The organism is Streptomyces lanatus (genome assembly GCF_014655715.1).
GTDB classification, from domain to species: Bacteria; Actinomycetota; Actinomycetes; order Streptomycetales; family Streptomycetaceae; genus Streptomyces; species Streptomyces lanatus.
In genome coordinates, this window is sequence record NZ_BNBM01000023.1 from 54,113 (window position 1) to 74,108 (window position 19,996).

The following is a 19,996-nucleotide window of genomic DNA, read 5'->3' on the forward strand; positions in this document are numbered from 1 at the left end:
CAGACTCCGACGGATCATGAACCGGGACGACCCCGCGGTCCATCCCGGCACCTACGTCACCTACGTCCACGACCCGGCCAAGGCCCTTTGTGAACGAGCCCGCCAAGGAGCCTTCGAAGGACTCGGAGACCACCCCCCAGTGCCAGCCACTGGCCTGCCGCAACGTCGCCCTCACCAGGGAGAACACCGACGCCTTGCGAGGAGAGATCGAACTGGTCGACCAGCAGCTGACCCGACGCCCACCGCTGCCGCCCCTCCTGCAGAACCGACTGCTCCGGCGCAAGCACCAGATCGAAGGCCTCCTCGCCACCACTCAGGAGCCTTCGTGACCCGTCGCACCGACCTCCCATCCCAAGCGCGGGTCCATGCGGCCCTGACCCGACTCCGCCAAACGGCCATCGACACCGGCAAGCGCCCCACCGTCCTCGCCCTGGCCCGCGAGTTCGGGCTGAGCAACACCACCTTCCGCCGCCACTTCCCCGGCATCGCCCGGGACATCGCCGAAGCCGCCCGCACCAGCGCACCCGCAGTCGACACTCCAACCAGCCACTACGACCAGTTCGTTGCTCGCAATGCCAAGCTGAAGCGGCGGAACAAGGAGCTGACCGCCCACCTCTCGTCGGCCGCCGCCCGCATCCAGCAAGTCACCCTGGACAACCAGCGCCTGAAGCAGCAGCTCGAAGCCGCCACCGGTGTCACCCGCATCGGAACCCACGGGCGCCGGCCCCAAGCCCGCTAGGTTTTCCTGAGCTTCAGAGTCAAGCTAAGAGCGCGGTCCCCAGCGACGCGCTAATCCTGGCTTCAGGTTGATCGGGGACGATGAGCGGCGAAAGCATCGACTGGAAGGGGGCGGGCCGGCGTGCGGATCATGATCGCGGATGATGAAGCGGCCATCCGTGAGTCGCTGGAGCGGGTGCTCCAGGTCGAGGGTTACGACACCAGCACCGTCGCCAACGGTCTCGCCGTGCTCGACGGGGTCGGTGGGGCCGGCGGTGACACGCTGGATCTGCTGATCCTCGACGTGATGATGCCCCGCCTCGGCGGGTTGGAGACCTGCCGGCGGTTGCGGGCCGCGGGTCGGGATCTGCCGGTGCTGATGCTGACCGCTCGTGACCAGGTCTCCGACCGGGTCACGGGGCTGGACGCGGGCGCCGACGACTACCTGCCCAAGCCGTTCGCCACCGAGGAGTTGCTGGCCCGGGTGCGGGCCCTGCTGCGCCGGCGCACGCCGGCCGACGGGGAGTCGCAGATCCTGTCGTTCGCCGACGTCCGGCTCGATCCCGACAGGTTCGAGGCGTGGCGGGGCGGGCGGCCGCTGCGCCTGACCCGGACCGAGTTCTCCCTCCTGCAGGTCCTCATGCGCAACGCGACCCGGGTCTTGACCCGCGACGCGCTGTTCGAGGCGATCTGGGGCTTCGACATGAGCGCCACCGCCAACAACCTCCAGGTATACGTGAGCTACCTGCGCCGCAAGATGGAGGCCGAGGGTGAGCCGCGATTGATCTACACGCTGCGCGGCCTGGGATACACGTTGCGGGAGACTCCTCCGTGAGCAGGCCCACCGGCCGGGAACCGCGCCGGCTGACCCGATGGTGGCGCCGGCGGTCCCTGCGGACCAGGCTGACGGTGATCGCGGCGACGGCCATCGCGGTCAGCGTGTTCGTGGCCTTCCAGGTGGCCAGCGAGCTGATGGGCTGGGAGCTGCGGGACAGCGCCGAGAATCAGCTGCGCGCCGACTCCCGCGTCCTGGCGACGGACGCGCAGCGCGCCGGGCTGGCGCAGGTCCAGCTACCGCCGTATCCCGGATCCGGTCGGCTGGTGCGGGTCATCCTGCCCGACGGCTCGACCCGGACGCCGGCCGGCCAACCCGCGCTGCCCCCCGTCAGCGAGCACGCCGGGCGCGTGGCGCAGGGCGCGTCGGCCGACCTGATGGAGTCGAACGACAGCGACGAGGACGGCTACCTCATCTACACGCTGCGGGCGGGCGACGGCGCGGTCCAGGTGGCCCGCGTCGCCGACGACAGCCCGGTCAACCGGTTCGGGTTCGGCATGCTGCTGATCGGGCTGTTCTGCGTGGTCGGCGGTGCCCTTGTCGGGCGGACCGTGGCGCGGACCGGGCTGGCACCGATCGACCGGCTGACCGCCGCAGCGGTACGTGTCGCGCACACCCGGGATCTCGACGCCGACATCCCGGATGAGGGCGGTGGGGAGATCCGGCGGCTGATCCAGTCGATCAACGACATGCTCGCCGCGCTCCGGGACTCCCGGCGGGCCCAGCGGCTGCTCGCCGAGGACGCCGCCCACGAGCTCAAGACCCCGCTCACCAGCCTGCGCCTCAACGCCGAGCTGCTGATCCGGCTCGATCGGCGCGGCACCCTGGACAGCGCACTGCCGGCGGAGAGCCGGACCCGGCTGCTCAACGATCTCGGCGCCCAGGTGGCCGAGTTGAGCACCCTTGCCGCCGAGCTGACCGACCTGGCGCGCGGTGACGTCAGCGACGAGAACACCGAGCTGCTCGACCTCGGCGACGTGGTGGTGGCCGCCGCGACCCGGGCGCGTTCCCGCGTGCCCGACATCGAGGTCGCGCTCGACGTGACCTCCGTGTGGGTGAGCGGGCGTCCCGCCGCCCTCCAGCGGGCGGTGCTCAACCTCATCGACAACGCCGGCAAGTGGTCCCCCGCGGACCAGCCGGTCCAGGTCCGGCTCCGTGCCCAGGGTGCGTCGGCGGTGCTCGAGGTCGACGACGCCGGGCCGGGCATCGAAGCCGCCGACGTACCGCGGGTGTTCGACCGGTTCTACCGTGCCGACAGCGCCCGGGCGTTGCCGGGATCCGGTCTGGGGCTGTCGATCGTGCAGCGGGTCGTCGACGCCCACGGCGGCCGGGCCACCGTCGCCCGCTCCGCACGCGGTGGCGCGCTGCTTCGGGTCGACCTTCCGGCCGCGGCCCCGCCCGCCCCGATCGCGCGGCTCACCGCCGGGGAGGACACCGCGGCGCGCTGACCTGACCCGGCCGCACGGCGCAGGACAAGCGACGGCGACCTCGCGCACGGCCCAGCGCAGCTCACCACCGGGGCAGGACACCACGATCCGCCGACCCCAGCCCCGACGGCACGGCGCAGGACAAGGGTCGGCGGCCCTCGGGCATGGTCCCGGGCGGCCCACCGTCGGGGCAGGACACCGCGGTGCGCCGACCCCAGCCCCGGCGCGTGGCGCAGGACCAAAGGGCGGCGGCCGGTCGGGCCCGTGAAAAGATCCGGGACGGGCCTGAGGCCCGTCCCGGATCTCGTCCGTGCCGCCGCGCTCACCGTTGCAGCGCGGGCTCCTCGTCGTCGGCGAGCGACTGTTGACCGTCCGGCAGCTTTGCCGCTGGACGGGACAGCCGGCTCGGCCACCACATCCGCCGGCCGATCAGCAGGGTGAGGGCGGGCACCAGAACCGACCGCACCAGCAGGGCGTCGAGCAGCACGCCGAAGGCGACCAGGAACCCGACCTCGATCAGCATCACCAGCGGAAGTGTGGCGAGGACCGCGAACGTGGCCGCCAGGACCAGGCCTGCCGAGGTGATGACGCCACCGGTGGCGGAGAGGGCTTTGAGCATGCCCTCCCTGGTGCCGAGACGCACGGTCTCCTCCCGGGCCCGGCTGGCCAGGAAGATGTTGTAGTCAACGCCGAGCGCCACCAGGAACAGGAATGCCAGCAGCGGCACCGAATAGTCGACACCCTTGAACCCGAGGATCGTGTCGAAGACGAACACGCTGCCACCGAAGGCCGCGGCGAATGAGACGATCACGGTGGCCATCAGGACCAGCGGGGCCAGGATCGCGCGCAGCAGCAACCCGAGGACGATCAGGACGACGGCGAGCACCAGCGGGATCACCAGCCTCTCGTCGCGCTCGGTGGTCACCTCGGTGTCGAGGTTCTCCGCACTCGGCCCGCCGACGATCGCCTCCGCCCCGCTCACCGCGTGCACGGCGGTGCGCACCCGCAGAATCGTGTCGTACTCCGCGACGGTGTCCGGCGCGTCCTTCGGGAACACGGAGATGTTGGCCCAGCCACCGCTGGTCTGCTCCGGGACGGCCAGGGCCACACCGCGAGTGTCCTTGACGATGTCGAGCACCCGCTCCTGGTGCGCCGGCCGCGTGAAGATCGTCATCGGCTGGCCGCCGAGCTCCGGGAAGTGCTGGCGGAGAACGGTGAAGCCGGTGACCGACTCCGGCGCGGACAGGAACTGGTCCTGCTCCCGCAGGGCGCCGGTGTTGCCCGCCAGCCCGAGGGCGAGCACGCCGAGGACTCCGAGCGAGCCGAGCGTCGCCACCCACCGGCGGCGGCTGATGGCGGCGCCGAGCCGTCCCCACAGCCCCGGCTTCTCCTCCACGGCCGTGCTGAACCGCGGGACGGCCGGCCAGAAGATACCCCTGCCGAGCACCACGAGCACCGCCGGGAACAGCGTCAGCATGGCCACCAGCGCGCACAGGATGCCGGCCGCACCGACCGGGCCCAACCCGCTGGTGCTGTTCAGGTCCGCGACGAGCAGGCAGAGCAGGCCGGCGACCACGGTGGCCGCGGACGCGACGACGGCCGGCGCCGCGGAGCGCAGCGCGTGGACCATCGCGACCCGGACGTTCTCGTGGTGGTGCAGCGCCTCCCGATATCGAGCGATGAGCAACAGCGCGTAGTCCGTGCCGACGCCGAACACCAGGATCGTCAGCAGCGCCGAGTTCTGGTCGTTGACCACGATGCCGAAGCCCTTGACGAGCAGGTAGACGGTCCCCATCGAGGTCAGCGCGGCCGCGCCAACGGCCACCAGCGGGATGATCCACAACACCGGGCTGCGGTAGGTGAGGATGAGCAGGAGCGTGACGACGACGATGGTGGTGAGGAGGACCTGCACGTCGATGCCGTCGAAGACGGCATCCATGTCGCCGTCGATCGCGCCCGGGCCGCTCACGTCGAGTTCCAGGCCCAAGGGGCGGTCCTTCGCGGCGTCACGCAACGGGCCGACGATGTCCTCCGGTGCGCCGTAGGCCGTGCTCACCTCGAGGGTGAACATCATCGCCTTGCCGTCGGTGGAGGGGCTCGTCGGTGGGCCCTCGTCGCCGCCGCCGGCCGCCGCCGTCGCCTTCGGCGGGTACCGCTCGGCAAGGGTGTCGTAGTGGCGCTCGACCGTCGCGCGGTCGGCGTCGGTCATGCCGCTGGCACGGTGGTACACGAAGACGAACGTGTTGTCGTCACCGTCGGGAAGACCGTCCTCCAGCACCGCCACCTTGGTGGACTCGGCGCTGGCCGGCAGAGTGTCCACGGCGCTGTCGGTGGTGACCGAACTCAACTTTCCGCTCAGCGGCACCATGCCCGCCGCCAGCACCAGCCATAAGCCAATCACCAACCACGGCACCCACCGGCCTGCCAACCGACCGGCCGGCGCTTCCCCGGACGGCGCTGCCTTGACTGCCATCACTAGCCTCCTACATACGGGTTACATCGCTTCCCTGATGCCTCCTTCCTAAAGAGCGAACCTGAGACAACCGTTAGAGCCCGTGAAGCAACCGGCGTCCGTTGCAGAAGGTCACGTAGATCATCGATGCCTTGTCGGCGGGTGTCTCGCAGGATCCGCCTGCACCGGCGGCCGGGAGGCCCGAGTGAAGGTGACGTCGCGCCAACTCTGCGCCGTGATGCCGGGTTGACCCTCTGAGGAACCGCCTTCACCACCACGAATGGGATGCCTTACACCGCCATGATCGAAGCCGTCACCAGCCTCCCGCCGATCGTGGTCGCCGACCTCTTCGGCATGCACCCCAGCACGGCACAGAGCTGGACGAACTACGCCAAGGACGATTGGAGCGCCTGCCTCGCCGCCCGCATGGGTGCGACCGAATAGCCACTGGGCCTGACTCGGACGCCTTGTTGTCTAGCAGACAATCCGGCCGAAGGCGGCCACTGACCGGTCGATCTGCTCTTGAGCGCGCGGCGGAGAGTTTCGACAGATCACTTCGGTGCCGTCCGTTGCCACCCAGCTTCCGGCGACCCCGCCATGATGGCTGCACGCGCCCCGCTCCCCGACAGAGGCGGACACCCAGCCGTCGGCACACACAGCACCTTGGTACGTCCACTGCACCGGGGACACAGAGGCAGGCTCTTCCGACACAGCCGGCGCTGGTCGATTCACTTCGCCGGGGTCATCCCAGACGAGTCCCACGATCACCAGACCCACGAACACAGGCACGAACATGACGGCACAGAACAGCTGGAAGACACCCAAGACCGCAGCACAGATCCTTCTCATCCCATCCCACGCCGAGCGCACGCTCGCCCTCTCCCCCCGGCCGTGTCCCCACACGGCACCGCCGCATCCTACGTGCCTGCACGCTCCCGGAGAGGTTTCCGAGGCGCCCAATAGCGCACCCCCGGAATACTGTCTCTCCACCAGTTGGCGACCGAGCAGGCGGAGCCTCACAAGTACACGGCCTGGCTGACCCCGGCACAGACTCGGCCGATCGACGGGGTCTCGCACGACGAGGTGCCCACGACTCCCCTGCCGCGAGACGTCGACGAGCCGCCGCACTCCGCCCATTGGGCTTGGAAGGTCCAGCGCATCCCCCGGATGACGGGCGCCCTGGGCGGGTCGTGGTCCATGTCTGGGACTGCGGCGACGCCCGCGACTACGAACGCCTACCCCAGCACTCCGAAGCCCACCTGAACTGGGCACTCATGACCATGATGACCCGACGCCTCACCCGGCGAGGGCCTCGTACCGACACCTGGACCAAAGAAGTTCACCGGTCACCCTGACGTCGTCAATCGCGGACGGGTTCAAGGAATTCCAGCCGGGGTTGCCCAGCTTGTCGAACGCGTAGAAGCGGGTATGCCCGGGGAAGTTGTCATCCCAGGTGACGCCGACTCCGTTGACTTCCAGGCGCTTAGCGAGCGCCTGGATGGAGGTCACAAGGATGCCTGGATGCGCCTTCCTGTTCGGGTGGAAGTCCTCTTCGACGCCCAGGTGAACCTCCAGGCCGCCTCCCCGGAACCAGCACCCTGCGCGAGCTGCCGACAGTGCCTCACCTGGAGAGGTCGCGGCGGCGTGGCCAGAGCAGTCGGGCCCGCCGCGTGCCCGTCATCCTCGCGTGAGGAGCGACCGGTGGTTTCGTGAACCGGGGGCCGTCGGTGTGGCAGGCGCCTGTGGGGATCAACTCTGGGCGGTGGGCTGTGCCTCGCGGGCCAGGGTTCGCGCGATGGCCGCGGCGTGGGAGGCCACGTTGTCGAGCGTGGGCCGGCGCCGGGTGAGGAAGCCGGAACGCAGGAGCGCCGCGTAGCCGTGAGCCGCGGCGATCTGCCGCTCCAGCAGCTCCAAGGCCTCGCGTGCGTCTCCGCCGGTGAGGGCCAGGGCCGAGGGGAGCAGGGCGTCCATCACGCCGCGGCCGGCCTGGAGCAGATCCTCGTCTCCGGCGTCCTGCAGTTCGGGGGCGAAGATCAGGTCAAGTCCGGAGCCGTTCTCGGCGGCGAAGCGCGTGTAGGCGGCGGCTGCGGCCGCTGTGGCCTCGACCGGGTCGACCGACCCCTGCTTGTCGCGGGGCAGTTCCTCTTGTGCTTGGAGCATCCGCGCTGTGAGTGAGCGGGCCGCGGCGACGGCGCAGGCGATGAGCAAGGCCTGCTTACTGGCGAAGTGGCGGTAGGGAGCCGCTGTGCTGACACCTGCGCGCCGGGCCACCTCGGCCACGGACAGCGCAGCGATGCCCTGCTCCGCGATCAGTTCCAGCGCGGTGGACACCAGCGCAGCCTTCAGGTCGCCGTGGTGGTAGGTACTGCGCTTCGGCACGAATTCCTCCGTTCCTCACTCAATGTAAGGGAGATCTTACATGTCGGAGTGGCGGTTTCGCACGCCTCCATCCTCCGTCGATGCGGGCGTTTGACTTCACGCTAGAGTCCTCTTACATTGAAGCAAGTAAGAGACCTCATACATTGAGTGTGAGCAGCAACTATGCCTCTTTTTTCTGGAGGGCAGACGTATGACCAGCAAGCTGAACTCGACTGTGGTGCTTGTCACTGGCGCGAGCAGTGGTATCGGACGGGCCACGGCCCTGCGGCTCGCCGAAGAGGGCGCCACCGTCGCGCTCGTCGCCCGCCGCAAGGACCGGGTCGAGGAACTCGCCGAATTCGTGGCCGCTCAAGGCGGCCGGGCAATGGCGGTCGCCGCCGACGTCACCGACGCGGACTCCGCGGCCGCCGCGGTCCAGGAGGTCGTCGACAGCCTCGGCCGCCTCGACATCGTGGTCAACGCGGCCGGATCCATGCTCAACGGCGACTCGGAGCGTGCACGCCTGGACGAGTGGGACCAGATGATCGACGTCAACGTCAAGGGCGTGATGTACGTCGTCAAGGCCGCAGTGCCCCACCTGCTGGAGGCGGCCAAGAGCGCCGACCGGCAGGTCGCCGACGTGATCAACATCAGCTCCGTGGCCGGCCGCGTCGCGACGGCCGGGGTTGCGATCTACAACGCCAGCAAGTTCGGCGTCACCGCGGCCACCGAGGCCTGGCGCCAGGAGTTCGGCGGCCGCAACCTGCGCTTCTCGGTCATAGAGCCGGGCGCCGTGGACACCGAACTGTTCAGCCACCAGCAGGGTCACGCGCAGGAGGCGGAGAGCCAGCGCTTCGAGGGCGTGGAGAAACTCCACCCCGAGGACATCGCCGACGCCATCGCCTACATCGCCACCAGCCCGCGCCGCCGGGCCGTCAACGAGATCGTGATCCGCCCCACCGACCAGGACTTCTAAAACCGCCCGAGGAGACAATCCATGTCAGTGCAGACGCAGGCCGCCGTCATACGCGGCAAGGGCGCCGTCGAACTGGAGGACGTCCTCGTCCGGAACCCGGGCGCCGACGAGGTCCTCGTGCGCATCGAGTCGTCCGGCATCTGCCGCACCGACCTCGAGTCCCTGCCGTTGGTCGCCGGCGCCCTCGCCGTCGCCAGCGGACCCACGCGCGTCATGGCCCTGCCCGCCGTCGAGCAGTTGCTCGACCGTGTCGGCCTCGGCCTGGTCGACGACGACCAGGGTGGCAGCGCGTGACCCAACCGCCCCCACTCGAGTCGGTCGCCGTCGAGCCGGAGAAGCTACGCGGCACCATGGCCGAAGGGTTCGCCCGAGTCGACGGCTCCCTCGCCCTGCTCATCCCGCGCGGCGACCAGACCGACCGGCGGCTCGCCGACCACGAACTACGCCTCGACATCCCTCGAACGCGCCCGATGGCCCCTTCCCTCCGTCGCCGCGCTGGTCGCCGTTCTCGGCCTCCCCCTGTCCATCTGGCAGTTCTCCGCCCCGGGGCGTACGCGTAGCCTGCCGGACCCGCCCGTGCCTGCTTCGCCTGGACCAAGGCCCGCATCTCGCTGCGGCACCCAGCCCCTCCAGGACCGAAAACATGTGCCTTTCCACGGTCCTGACCGACAGCACCAGTTCCTCGGCCACGGCGAGGCCGTGACGGCGCCAGCGGTGCCGGACCGTGGCCCGCTGGTGCTGGCCCGCCGGACATCACCCGCGCCTGCGATCTCGCCCGCGCCTACGCCGACCTGGTCCGCCACCAGCGCGGATACCTCCTGCTGGAGTGGATCCGGCAGGCTGAACAGGACGCGCCCAAGCCGATGAAGGGCTTCGCCGGCCTCCTCCGTCAGGACCTCGACGCCGTCACCGCCGGACTCACCCTGCCCGGGAGCTCCGAGGTGGTCGAAGGCCATGTGAACCGGGTGAAACACTCAAGAGAGCCATGTACGGCCGCGCCTCGTTCGAACTCCTGCGAACCCGCATCCTCACCCAGCCGTGATGCTCCGGCGGCGATCGTGGTAGGCAAGGCGGATGTTTGGGCGACTTCCTCTCGATGAGCAACTCAACGGCTTACGCTCCGTGCTCTCCCAGAACGAGATCTTGACTGACGTGATGGCTAGGGCGGCAACACTTGAGCTGCCCGGCTGGTACCTGACGGCGGGCTGCCTGTTCCAGACGGTATGGAACGTGGTCACCGACAGGCCCCCGACCAACGGCATCAAGGACTACGACGTCTTCTACTTCGACGGCAGCGACCCTTCCTGGGAAGCGGAGGACGCCGTGATCAAGGCGGGGCAGGAGGTGTTCACCGGCCTGCCGGCCGAGGTGGAGATCCGCAACGAAGCCCGCGTGCATCTTTGGTACGAGCAGAAGTTCGGGAACCCGTGTCCGCCACACGAATCCACCGAGACCGCGATCGACTGCTTCGCTGCAACAACGTGCTGTCTGGGCGTCCGGCTGGAATCCGATAGAGGGTGGCGCGTTTACGCACCTCACGGGCTCTCCGACGTGTTCAACCTGGTCGTGCGGCCCAACTCGGTCCTGGCTCCGCGGGAAGTCTATGAGGCCAAGGCGGCGCGCTGGAAGGAGGAATGGCCGGAGCTCACCGTCCTGCCGTGGCCAAACTGATCGGCGGCTTGACTACCCACCTTCACGCAACTGCGGACCGAGCCGTTTTCAAGAATCGCCATCAAGGGCCGGTCCATGGCCGCACTTGCCGTCGCTGCGGTGGTGAGGAGGTCGCGTGGGGCCTGCGGGAGGCGCGTTCAACGACCAGCCGTTGCCCCGGTCCGACAGGACGGCGGTGCCGTGGTACGCGCCCCGGCCGCCCGCCCAGACAAGTCCATGCGGGGCCAGTCGGCCCAGACCGCGAAGCCGACCCACACCCGACAGCGGCCGCAGACGCCGAACGACAACCGTGCCAGCATGCCCGCCGACGGACAGCAGGAGCGCGTCGGCATGGCCGCCACCGACAAGATCCAGCGTCAGGACCCGGCAGTTCCTCCGCCCTTGGGTGAACCAGGCTGTCCGGCCCCGGGCCGTCAACGACCGTGCGGGGCAGGCCGGCCCGCTGGGGCACGGGCACGAGCCCAGCGCAAGTAACGGCCCCAACAGCAGGACGCCCACAGCCTATGCCTCGTGGGCCAACCCGATCGAGGTCCACCTCGGACCGCTGCGGCAGTTCACCCTCATCGCCAACTCCCATCACCCCAACCACGCCGTGCAGATCCGGGCCCTGCACACGCTGCTTGCTGTGGCGCAACGCCAATGCCCGTCAACGCGACGTCTTGGCCGCCGAACGCAAGGAACGCGCCCGGATCCGCAGCGAGAGAGGCATCTACTGGGGCGGACGTCCCGTCGACGCCGCGGCCTGAAGAACTTGGCGAACCTATGCAGCCAGCCCACGGCACTCGCGCTCCGGGCGCGATGAGTTGGGCTTGTGCACACCCGTGGCCCCGCTCCTGAAGGCTGGCCTTCTCGTGGTCCGGTCGAAGACGGTTTCGCCTGGCATGAGTTTGATGGACCGCTCGGTCTGAACCCAGGGCCCAGACCGAGCATCCAAGGTCGGGTTCACGCGAAACCTGGCCGCGCAAAGACCATTACGCGCAGGAGCGGGGGTGGTTCTGATCGCGCCAGGCCCGGGGCGAGAGTCCGTATGCCTGTCTGAACACCTTGCTGAAGTGGGTCGCGTCCACGAAGCCCCACCTTCGTCCTATCGCTGCGATGGTCCGCAGCCGGCCGTTCGGGCCGGCCAGCTCTCGCCTGCATTCCGCCAGGCGGTGTGTACGGATCCAGTCTCCGAGGCTGATGCCCGACCGGGACAGTACCGCGTAGAGATGACGTACGGAGATGTCGTGTGCGGCGGCGATCCGTGCCGCCGACAGATCGGGATCAGCTAGGTGCGCCCGGATGTATCGGGTGATCCGCAGGCTGAGTGTCGCCTCCAACGGTGCTCTGGCCAGGCTGGAGTTGCCGTGCTGGGACGTCAGGACCGCACGGAGGAGTTCGACGCTGGGTTCCACGACGGCCTCGGCGTGCACGCCCTGGTGCAATGCGTCGCTGGCGGCCAGTTGGGAGAAGTAGGTGAAGGCGAGGCGCGCAATGGGGTTGTCGGATCCCAGGGGGACCGCGGTGATGTCCCGTAGCAACCGGTCGGGGAGCGCGAGTGCCGTGCGGGGGAAACGGATGAAGCGGTAGTCGACTCCCTCGTCGAAGAGGTGTGTGTAGGGAGCGATCGATTCGTAGACGGCGAACTCCCCCGGCCTCAGCAGGCATTCACGACCGTTCTGCACCACCACGCTGCTGCCCGTCATCTGAACACCGAGAGTGACGGCCGGCTCCTCGTCCTCCCGGGCGAGCCGCTCCGTCCGACGGAGGGTGACCGCGGTCGCCCGCGCCGAACAGATCCTGATGGGTCCCACGGTGCCGAGCCCAATGCGGACGGAGATGTCCTCAGCCGGCGGTCCGTGGTCGATGTCGACCGCCACCATGGATTCCCACACCGCGTTTCGGACCACTTCCTCCCGGTCCTGCGGCGGGATGAACTCGGTGTCCAGGACCGGGCTCACGAGGCAGACCCTCGTCTGCGTCGGTCACAGAGCCAGCCTGGCAGTACCTCAGTCCGCTCCCCCACAAGCCCCCCCTCGACACGGACAGTTCCCGCCGTCAGTCTGGCGGGATTCTCTCTCGCTGCGCAACGGCTTCGACGGGCCCACGCAGAGCCCTCACCTGATGCGGCGCCAACTTGAGGCGGTGCACCACTGACACAGTTCCCTGCACGGATGGCAAAGTCCGAAGCCCCCGATGACCCTAAGGTCCGTGGGCGAGGCCGTCACTGAGACGACATCACCAACCAGAAAGGGTTGCATCGTGAAACAACGCGTGTCCACCACGCTCCGCTTGCGGATCAGCGTGTTGGGGGCTTTGGCTTTCCTCTTCGCCGCCGGCCTGACGGCCAGCCCGATGATGACCGAGCCGGCCCATGCCGCCTACGGCCCCTGCAACACCACCGCGTGGCGCGACGTGCCACATCTCAGCGGGACCGTCAACGAATACAAGATCCCAGCCCGCACGGACAACGGGATCTCCTGCTACATGGGCTACCAGGTGGGTTCCAGGTCGGCGGTCGAAGCTCTTCAGCAAGCCATCATCATTTGCTACGGCGGCACCTGGGCCGCCCAGCGGATCAACAACTCCGGTGGCGCCGACGGCATCTACGGCACTGGCACGGTCGAGGCCGTCAGGTGGCTCCAGAACAACAAGCTCGGGCTCTCCGGCAGTGCCGACGGTGTCTACGGCCCTGATACCCGCAGCCACATGCAGTGGCCCCACTATTACGACCGTGGTGCGCTCCTGTACAGCTGCAGCAACCCCTCGACGTTCTGATACAACGCAAGGCAAGAGCTAGGTGCCGGACTACGGCCCGCTCGAGACCGGTGGGGTTCTTCCCGCCGCCCGCGCCGCCTTCGAGCCACCATTCACCGGCGCGGGGTTAGTACTCCAGCAGGATTTCGCTGTCTGACCTGGTCTTTCGCCAGATGGCGGGAGTGCAGCGGCACTCCGAACGTGCAGGGGCGCTCTCATGGGGACCGCCCCTCGAGCGTGCGACAACACCGCAGGTAGTGACAGCGGCGGGCGATTGCCTGGCGTTGGCGGCGCCAGTTCGACCAGCGCAGCGTGTGGTGTCGTCCTCGGTATCCGCGCAGGTGCGGGGGTCGGGGACGACACGCTGCCAGGAGAGGTATGGGCTGGTGCGGCAGAGGGGCGGCCAGCCCACGAGGCTCGCCCGGCGCGCACGCAGCAGTGCGGCGCATCTGGACTGTGGGACTGCGTCCGCGACCGGGCCGGTGCGCGCTTCGTCCTGGCACCTGTAGTCATGTCCAGCTGCCAGCGGGCCTGTTGCAGGGTATGCGCCTTCGCGAGAACCGCGAGCTGTGGCTGGAGCCGGCCCATGCCGACTGGCTCGCGCTGCCGGACTTCCACACGCTGCCGGTGCAGGTGCGACTGCCCGACGCGGCGCTGCTGGACCAGACGCCCGGACGCCGTGCCGCCGACTGGGCACTGCGGCCTGTTCCCCTGGTCCTGCCGGCCGCAGCTCCCGCGCTGCGGCCGGCCGCTCTCGTGCTGGCCGCACACACCTGCACCCCCGGCGAACACAGCACCGACATGGACATCCTCACCCCGCCTGTGCGGGCACTCCCCGCAACAGACCGGAGAATTACCCGACCGGCTGGTGACCACACGCACCCTGAAGGCCTGGCAGAACAACCGGGAGACCGACGAAGTGATCTGGCAACTGCCCCAGCCGCAGACCCAGCCACGCTCCGCTGTCCTGCCTCGCGCACAACAGACATGAGGATTGTGAGACTGTCTCAAGAGTAAGAAGACACCATCCGGCAGGAACAACCGGCGCTGTTTGTCCGTACGATCTGTACGCCGAGGCATCTTGCGGCACTTGCGGCGCCCATGCCAGACCGCCGATACCTCGCCCAACAGGGGCGTCACCCACAAGTGGCACAGCCTCGCAAGACGTTCGATCGCCGAGGAAAGGTCAGCCCCATGCCTGAGACAACAGCTCCCGCCACTGAACTGACATCGCAGTACGTCGCCCAGGTGACAGGCGACCTCGACCGCAATGCGAAAGAGCAGGAACGTCTCAGTGCGGAGATCGCGTCCCTGCAAGAGCAACTCGCCGCGGTCCAGCACGACCACACGGTACTGGTGAACGTGCAGCAGGCACTCGGCGTCACCCAGGCACCGGCCCAGCCAGCCGCAGAGGCCGACGGCGCCACGGTGCCCTCCCCCCGGCAGAAGAAGACCGGCACCGCACGCGGCGGGAAACAAAAGGCCCGGAAGTCCACCACCGCACCGGAGAACACGGCACCCACGAAGCCCGTGGCCAAACCGGCAGCTGCCGCAAAGGCGGGCCAGCCCACCCTGGTTGAGCTCATTCGACGCCACCTCCTCGAGCTGAAGGAACCCCGCTCGGCCGCGGAAATCTCTGCCGCGCTCGACCAGGCCCACCCGGAGCGTCAGATCGCGGTCAAGGTCGTGCGGGTCACGCTCGAAGGCCTCGTGGCCAAGAGCCAGGCGGAACGCACCAAACAAGGAAGGTCCGTCTTCTACACCGCACCCGCACCCAAGCCGGCGGCTGCGCCCGAAGCCGAAACGCAGCCCACCGAGACAGAGAGCTGAGGACCCTGCTTGGAGTGACAGTTGCCCCAGGTACGGTCAGCGGGAGCGCCAGGTACGGACCCCGAGGTCGATGATCTGGACGTCCGGCCGGATGCGACCCGGTCCCGACCAGCCACCGGTGCACGGCGATGGTGACGTCGCCGCCTGCGGCATCCACGCGACGGGCGAAGCCGCCGGCATCGAACCCGCCGGTCTGGGCAGATCCCTAGGAGCGCTCCTCAGTGTGGCCGGCACACTGGACGACGCCGCGGCGGATACCGGGTGAGTCCGTGCGGCTGCCGGAAGAGTGCACACAGCCGGTCCTGGCAAGGCGCACGGTGAAGACCAGACGCAGTCCCAGCCGGGCCGCTTCAGCGATCAGGAGACGCAGGCGGACGGAGCCAGAAGCGATGGCCTGGCCCCCGACGCGGCCGGAGCCGGAGCCGGTGGGGGTGATCAGGACGGCCCTGCCGCGTACCCGGGCGCGGGCGCCGGAGGCGGTGATGCGCCGACCGGTGTGGCGAGCGGCGAGCCCGGGCAGGCCGGTGATACCGCCGGCCTCGACCGCAGTAAGGACCTCGCGCAGGGCCGCCACGAGCCCGGAGCGGACCGCGCTCTGTGTCGTCCCTCTGACCCAGAGCGGTGTCGCGGTCGCCATCGCCACACCCCACGAGATCGCGTTCTGGGATCCCCGGGGTGGTACCCGATCAACCGGATCGAAACCCGTACACCACTGTGATGACCCCGCTCCCCCAGCACGCGGGGACCTGGCTGCTGACAGCCGGAAACAGTACCGGCATGCGGCTGCGGGAACCCCCCTTACCGAGCACCTCATGCATCGCCTGCTCACCGCGGCACCCCGCCCTGCTGGTCGGGGCGGATGGCGGCTCGGTCGGGGTGAGCGGACGCATCCTGCTGGCCCAGGCCCCTGCCGCGCTGTCCATCGACGGGGGCGCGCCGGTGGCGGTGACGGGGTGGGCGGGGCCGTGGCCGGTGCTGGAGGACTGGTGGATCCCCGCCAAGGCCCGCCGTCTGGCGCGGTTGCAGGTCGCGTGCGCGGACGGTCGCGCCTGGCTGCCGCACATCCAGGACGGCCGGTGGGCGGTGGAGGCGCTCTATGGCTGACCACGGCCGCGGGCAGGTGCTGCGCTTCCCCGGTGCGCGCGCCGCGCCGGCGCCCGGCGGCACCTGGGCGGAGTTGCATGTGCACTCCGCCAGCTCGTTCCTCTTCGGCGCCAGCCATGTGGTGGCGCTGGTCGCCGGGGCCCACCGCCTCGGTATCGAGGCCCTGGCGATCACCGACACCAACGGGCTCTACGGCGCGAGACGTCTGGCGGAGGCCGCGAACGAGTGCGGCCTCGGCACCATCTACGGCGCCGAACTCACCCTGGACCAGGGCCTCGGGTCCATCGTGGTGATCGCCCGCAGCCTGTTGGGCTTCACCCGGCTGTCCGCGGCGATCAGCGCCGGGCAGCTGGCCGGAGCCAAAGGCGCCCCGGTCTACGACCTCAACGCGCTGTCGGCTGCCGCGCACGAGGGAGAGTGGGCGATCCTCACCGGCTGCCCCGTGGCCGGGGAGGCCGCGTATGACAGTGACGCCATCCACGACCGGATGGACAGGCTGGCCGAACTCTTCGGCCGCACCCCTCTGCACGCCGAACTCGTCGATCACCGCCTGCCCGAAGACGGGCCGCGCAAGGCCGCCGTGCACGCGGTGGCAGAGCGATGGCGTCTGCCGGTGGTGGCCACGAACGCGGTCCGCTACGCAGCCCCGCGCAACGCGCGGCTGGCCGCGACGCTGACCGCGCTGCGTCGCCGCGCCAACCTCGACACCGCGGTCGGGGAGCTGCCGCCGGCCCCGGCGGCGCACCTGCGCAGCGCCGCGGAGATGCGCATCCTCATGTCCCGCTACCCAGAGGCCGTCGCGTCCGCCGTCGACCTCGCCCGCAGCAGCGTCATCGACTTGAGGAAACTGCGCCCGCAGCTGCCGGACTTCGAGGTGCCCGCCGGGCACACCACCGACAGCTATCTGCGCCACCTCGCCGAAGAAGGCTGTACCCGCCGCTACGGGCCGCGCACCGACCCGGCAGCCGAGGCGGCGTGGAAACAGCTCGACTACGAGCTGTCCGTGATCACCGACATGGGCATGCCGGGCTACTTCTTGATCTGCTGGGACATCACAAGGTTCGCGACCGAGCAGGGGATCTGGTGCCAGGGCCGCGGCAGCGCCGCGTCCTCCGTAGTCTGTTACGCCCTCGGGATCACCTCTGTCGACGCACTCAAACACGGCCTGCTCTTGGTGGCAAACCTCATCACCTACCAACCCCGCCTCAGTGTGCGGGACTCAGCGCGCGCTCGGCTATCCGATGGCCCGGATCAGCGAGATGACCCGCCATATTCACCACGAGCCACCCGGCCCCGAGGCCAGCATCCCCGACGACGTACGCTCCCTCGCCGGGCAGCTCCATACACTGCCACGCCATTTGGGAATCCATGTCGGCGGGATGGTACTAACCCGCCAGCCAATCGGCGAAATTATGCCGGTCGAGTGGGCCACACGAGAAGGCCGCTCGGTCCTGCAAGGAGACAAAGATGATGTGGCCGCCGCCCAACTCCTGAAAATAGACATCCTAGGGCTGAGCATCCTGGCCGCCTTGCACACCGCGTGCGATCTGATTGCCGAGCACCACGGCATCAGCCTGGACATGGCGTCGATTCCACAGGACGATCCGGACGTATACGCCATGATTGCCGCAGGCCGGACGATCGGCGTCTTCCAGGCCGATTCTGTGTCAAGTCCCGGCGTGTTGCCCTTCAGATCTTATCGGCGGCGGTCACCACACTTTGGGCCCCGAGGGCTCGCAAGCCGGAGCCTTTGCCAGGCGGGCGGATCAGAGAGTGGAGCAGTCGCCGACCAGCTGCTCGCCGAGGCCGGGCACCGGCTCGGCCGCCCGTGCACCCGCATCGAGCGGGAAATCGTCGCTGTCACCGAGGATGCCGACCTGCCCGTTGCCCTGAGCCGGCAATCCCGCATGGGATTCATGCACGGTGCGGGGTGACTCATCGTCTTCATCCGCACCATCGGCTTCAGCCGCATCCGCAGCGGCGTGTACGCGCCGGCGGCGGCGCCAAGACCGCCCAGTCGGTTCCAGGACACCGCCCGTTCCGGGTCAGTGTGCCGAGATGAACTCGTGCACGACGCGGTTGAACTCCTCGGCGTGTTCCATCTGCGCCCAGTGGCCGCAGTTGTTGATGAGGTACAGCCGGGAGGACGGAATCATCGCCATCAACCGCAGCGCGTTCTCGAAGTGGACGGCGCGGTCGTTCCGCCCTTGCACGATCAGCGTGGGCACGGTGAGCTCGGCCAGCAGCGGCGGCAGGTCCTGGAACAGCTGCGGCGGGCCATTGAGATCCCCGCTGGGCAGCGAGAGCCTCATGTTCTCCAGGTGGTCCCGCCGGGCGAGCGCGGCCTCGGACCGCTGGCGGGCGAGGTCGGCGTCCTCGGCGAGCGCCGGGTCGTACGCGAACGCTGCGACCATCGCCTGGAAGTTCGCCGGCGACGGGTCGAAATAGGCGCGCACCAAGGGGAGGATTCCGTCCGTCTTGTCGTTGGGCGGGCCGAGCACGTTGACCCCCGGGGCGGGGGCGCCCATCGGGATCAGGTGGCTGACGCGCTCGGGATGGTGCGCCGTGAACCGCAGCGCCGTCCTTCCGCCCAGCGAATTGCCGACGATGGCGACCTGGTCCAGTTCGAGCGCGTCCAGTGCCAGTTCCAGCGCCTCCACGTGGTCGCGGTCGCCCGGCACGGCGGTGTCGCTCTTGCCCCAGCCGGGCATGTCGATGGCGATCACACGGTAGTGGCGTGCCAAGGAGGCGATGTTGCTCGAGTAGTTGCTCCAGCCGCTGGCGCCGGCTCCCCCGCCGTGCAGCAGGATCAGCGGGTGACCGTCACCGGCCTCGTTGTAGTGCAGCTTCCACTTGCTGGTCTGCACGTACTTGCTGGTCGCCGATTCGGTCAGGGCCTCGGTTGTGGGCATGGCTTTCCTTTTGTCTCCGGTGGCGGTTCAGGCGTCGGCCGCGATGTACTTGTGGCCCCAGGCGCTGATCGCGTCGTAGTGGGCGACCTGCCACGTGTCGTCGTCGATCACCACGCCGCCGCTGCCGTACTCGATCTGGAAACCGGACGGCGTGGTCACGTAGAACGAGGTCATGTGGTCGTTCGTGTGCTCGCCCAGCGTGATGATGACGCGGTCGGGATCGCCGTTGATCTGGCTCATGATGCGGCCGACGGTGGAGAAGTCGGAGACTTCGAGCATGAGGTGATCGAGGCCCGGGATGGGGCCCACGCCCTCGCCGACGCCGATGGAGTGATGGCGGGGGTTGCAGTGCAGGAAGTAGGCGTTCTCGTCCGATCCGAACTGAGCCATCGATATCGTGTCGGTCAGCCTGAATCCCAGCTCACGCTGGTAGAACTCGGCCAGCTCGCGCGCGCCACCCGGATTGGTCAGGAGGGCGTGCCCGACCCCCAGATCACCGGTGACGAAACGGACCCCCAGCGGGGACGCGAACGGAGTGTCGGCGAGCGGCAGGCCGTGGACGGCCTCGATCGTCTGGCCTGCGGGATCGGAGAAGACCCGCAGTCCCTTGACGCCCCGGCGGGCTCGCAGTTCCTCGTCCTCGCGGACGGTGATGCCCCGGGCGGCGAGGTGAGTTTCCAGCGCGGCGAGCGTGGCCGCGTCCGGGACGGTGAGGCCCAGTGCCATCAGGGACCGGGGGCCCGCGGGCTCGCCGTCCTCGACGAGGATGCGGTACGCGTACTCGTCGAGTCGCAGGCGCAGTTCGCCCGCGGCGGACGGCGAGGGTTCCGCGCCGATGGTCTGGGTGGCGAAGCGGGCCCACTCGTCGAGTGGACCGCGGACCACGACATAGCTCAGCGATGTGAAGAAGCTCATGTGCTTTCTCCTCAGGTTGTCCGGGATGGTCAGTGAGCTGCGGTGGCGAAGGTCTTTCCGGCG

22 protein-coding genes and 3 pseudogenes are annotated in these 19,996 nt (G+C 69.1%); 17 read left to right on the forward strand and 8 right to left on the reverse strand.

Annotated features, from left to right (window positions below; translation table 11 throughout):
* Positions 1 to 89: 89 nt before the first annotated feature.
* From IE325_RS40460 to IE325_RS40475, 4 genes are all read left to right on the forward strand, one after another.
* On the forward strand, positions 90 to 329 hold the full coding sequence (locus IE325_RS40460; RefSeq protein ID WP_190075187.1) for a hypothetical protein: 240 nt from the start codon (positions 90 to 92) through the stop codon (positions 327 to 329).
* The gene (locus IE325_RS40465) at positions 326 to 739 is read left to right on the forward strand and encodes an MreC domain-containing protein (RefSeq protein ID WP_190075188.1); all 414 of its coding nucleotides are present in this window, start codon (positions 326 to 328) and stop codon (positions 737 to 739) included. The genes IE325_RS40460 and IE325_RS40465 overlap by 4 nt, the downstream gene beginning before the upstream one ends.
* A gap of 120 nt (positions 740 to 859) precedes the next feature.
* The gene (locus tag IE325_RS40470) at positions 860 to 1,552 is read left to right on the forward strand and encodes a response regulator transcription factor (RefSeq protein ID WP_107460438.1); all 693 of its coding nucleotides are present in this window, start codon (positions 860 to 862) and stop codon (positions 1,550 to 1,552) included.
* Positions 1,549 to 3,000, forward strand: coding sequence for a HAMP domain-containing sensor histidine kinase (locus IE325_RS40475; protein ID WP_190075189.1), 1,452 nt, complete (start codon positions 1,549 to 1,551; stop codon positions 2,998 to 3,000). The genes IE325_RS40470 and IE325_RS40475 overlap by 4 nt, the downstream gene beginning before the upstream one ends.
* A gap of 301 nt (positions 3,001 to 3,301) precedes the next feature.
* Here IE325_RS40475 and IE325_RS40480 read toward each other — a convergent pair whose 3' ends face one another.
* A complete protein-coding gene (locus IE325_RS40480) occupies positions 3,302 to 5,452 on the reverse strand; it encodes an MMPL family transporter (protein ID WP_190075190.1) in 2,151 nt (716 codons plus the stop codon).
* Between the two features lie 264 nt (positions 5,453 to 5,716).
* Between IE325_RS40480 and IE325_RS40485 the strand changes: the two genes are divergently transcribed.
* Positions 5,717 to 5,875: a hypothetical protein gene (locus tag IE325_RS40485; RefSeq protein WP_190075191.1), complete on the forward strand. Its 159-nt coding sequence runs from the start codon at positions 5,717 to 5,719 to the stop codon at positions 5,873 to 5,875.
* 30 nt (positions 5,876 to 5,905) lie between these two features.
* On the opposite strand, the gene IE325_RS47305 is transcribed toward IE325_RS40485, so the two are convergent.
* Positions 5,906 to 6,568, reverse strand: a complete 663-nt coding sequence (locus IE325_RS47305; protein WP_491590978.1) for a DUF3761 domain-containing protein — start codon at positions 6,566 to 6,568, stop codon at positions 5,906 to 5,908.
* A gap of 80 nt (positions 6,569 to 6,648) precedes the next feature.
* Between IE325_RS47305 and IE325_RS40490 the strand changes: the two are divergent.
* Positions 6,649 to 6,768: pseudogene (locus tag IE325_RS40490) on the forward strand (IS5-like element IS4811 family transposase); the annotation flags it as partial.
* Here the strand turns inward: IE325_RS40490 and IE325_RS47165 are convergent.
* The gene (locus IE325_RS47165; RefSeq protein WP_373315325.1) at positions 6,728 to 6,940 is read right to left on the reverse strand and encodes a hypothetical protein; all 213 of its coding nucleotides are present in this window, start codon (positions 6,938 to 6,940) and stop codon (positions 6,728 to 6,730) included. The pseudogene IE325_RS40490 and the gene IE325_RS47165 sit on opposite strands and share 41 nt — an antisense overlap.
* Positions 6,941 to 7,180: 240 nt before the next feature.
* Positions 7,181 to 7,810, reverse strand: coding sequence for a TetR/AcrR family transcriptional regulator (locus IE325_RS40500; protein ID WP_190075192.1), 630 nt, complete (start codon positions 7,808 to 7,810; stop codon positions 7,181 to 7,183).
* A 190-nt stretch (positions 7,811 to 8,000) separates the two neighbouring features.
* Between IE325_RS40500 and IE325_RS40505 the strand changes: the two genes are divergently transcribed.
* The 5 genes and pseudogenes from IE325_RS40505 to IE325_RS46425 all read left to right on the forward strand — a co-directional run.
* Positions 8,001 to 8,765 carry an SDR family oxidoreductase gene (locus IE325_RS40505; protein ID WP_190075193.1) on the forward strand — a complete coding sequence of 255 codons (765 nt, stop codon included), beginning with the start codon at positions 8,001 to 8,003 and terminating at the stop codon, positions 8,763 to 8,765.
* 21 nt (positions 8,766 to 8,786) lie between these two features.
* The gene (locus IE325_RS40510; RefSeq protein ID WP_190075285.1) at positions 8,787 to 9,059 is read left to right on the forward strand and encodes a hypothetical protein; all 273 of its coding nucleotides are present in this window, start codon (positions 8,787 to 8,789) and stop codon (positions 9,057 to 9,059) included.
* Between the two features lie 56 nt (positions 9,060 to 9,115).
* A pseudogene (locus IE325_RS47170) lies at positions 9,116 to 9,308 on the forward strand (hypothetical protein); the annotation flags it as partial.
* Positions 9,309 to 9,839: 531 nt separating this feature from the next.
* On the forward strand, positions 9,840 to 10,436 hold the full coding sequence (locus tag IE325_RS40515; RefSeq protein WP_190075194.1) for a nucleotidyltransferase family protein: 597 nt from the start codon (positions 9,840 to 9,842) through the stop codon (positions 10,434 to 10,436).
* 490 nt (positions 10,437 to 10,926) lie between these two features.
* A pseudogene (locus tag IE325_RS46425) lies at positions 10,927 to 11,182 on the forward strand (IS630 family transposase); the annotation flags it as partial.
* A 225-nt stretch (positions 11,183 to 11,407) separates the two neighbouring features.
* Here IE325_RS46425 and IE325_RS40520 read toward each other — a convergent pair.
* On the reverse strand, positions 11,408 to 12,376 hold the full coding sequence (locus IE325_RS40520) for an AraC-like ligand-binding domain-containing protein (RefSeq protein ID WP_190075195.1): 969 nt from the start codon (positions 12,374 to 12,376) through the stop codon (positions 11,408 to 11,410).
* Positions 12,377 to 12,626: 250 nt separating this feature from the next.
* On the opposite strand from IE325_RS40520, the gene IE325_RS40525 reads away from it, so the two are divergent.
* The 3 genes from IE325_RS40525 to IE325_RS40530 all read left to right on the forward strand — a co-directional run bounded on the left by IE325_RS40525 (position 12,627) and on the right by IE325_RS40530 (position 15,002).
* Positions 12,627 to 13,193 carry a peptidoglycan-binding domain-containing protein gene (locus tag IE325_RS40525; RefSeq protein ID WP_229912401.1) on the forward strand — a complete coding sequence of 189 codons (567 nt, stop codon included), beginning with the start codon at positions 12,627 to 12,629 and terminating at the stop codon, positions 13,191 to 13,193.
* Positions 13,194 to 14,040: 847 nt separating this feature from the next.
* A complete protein-coding gene (locus tag IE325_RS46745) occupies positions 14,041 to 14,163 on the forward strand; it encodes a hypothetical protein (RefSeq protein WP_268256388.1) in 123 nt (40 codons plus the stop codon).
* Positions 14,164 to 14,366: 203 nt separating this feature from the next.
* Complete coding sequence (locus IE325_RS40530; protein WP_190075197.1) at positions 14,367 to 15,002, forward strand: hypothetical protein; 636 nt, start codon at positions 14,367 to 14,369, stop codon at positions 15,000 to 15,002.
* A 205-nt stretch (positions 15,003 to 15,207) separates the two neighbouring features.
* Here IE325_RS40530 and IE325_RS40535 read toward each other — a convergent pair whose 3' ends face one another.
* Positions 15,208 to 15,639, reverse strand: coding sequence for a hypothetical protein (locus IE325_RS40535; RefSeq protein WP_229912403.1), 432 nt, complete (start codon positions 15,637 to 15,639; stop codon positions 15,208 to 15,210).
* An 80-nt stretch (positions 15,640 to 15,719) separates the two neighbouring features.
* Here IE325_RS40535 and IE325_RS40540 point away from each other — a divergent pair, with 80 nt between their 5' ends.
* The 3 genes from IE325_RS40540 to IE325_RS46430 are packed head-to-tail and all read left to right on the forward strand — an operon-like array spanning position 15,720 to position 18,040.
* Complete coding sequence (locus tag IE325_RS40540) at positions 15,720 to 16,106, forward strand: hypothetical protein (RefSeq protein WP_190075198.1); 387 nt, start codon at positions 15,720 to 15,722, stop codon at positions 16,104 to 16,106.
* Positions 16,099 to 17,577 (forward strand): PHP domain-containing protein, encoded by a 1,479-nt coding sequence (locus IE325_RS40545; protein WP_229912404.1) that lies wholly within the window; start codon positions 16,099 to 16,101, stop codon positions 17,575 to 17,577. Before IE325_RS40540 ends, IE325_RS40545 begins: the two co-directional genes overlap by 8 nt.
* On the forward strand, positions 17,465 to 18,040 hold the full coding sequence (locus IE325_RS46430; RefSeq protein ID WP_229912405.1) for a hypothetical protein: 576 nt from the start codon (positions 17,465 to 17,467) through the stop codon (positions 18,038 to 18,040). The genes IE325_RS40545 and IE325_RS46430 overlap by 113 nt, the downstream gene beginning before the upstream one ends.
* 111 nt (positions 18,041 to 18,151) lie before the next feature.
* On the opposite strand, the gene IE325_RS40550 is transcribed toward IE325_RS46430, so the two are convergent.
* Positions 18,152 to 19,018 (reverse strand): alpha/beta fold hydrolase, encoded by an 867-nt coding sequence (locus IE325_RS40550; RefSeq protein WP_190075199.1) that lies wholly within the window; start codon positions 19,016 to 19,018, stop codon positions 18,152 to 18,154.
* A 27-nt stretch (positions 19,019 to 19,045) separates the two neighbouring features.
* Complete coding sequence (locus IE325_RS40555) at positions 19,046 to 19,933, reverse strand: VOC family protein (protein ID WP_190075200.1); 888 nt, start codon at positions 19,931 to 19,933, stop codon at positions 19,046 to 19,048.
* Positions 19,934 to 19,996 lie beyond the last annotated feature (63 nt).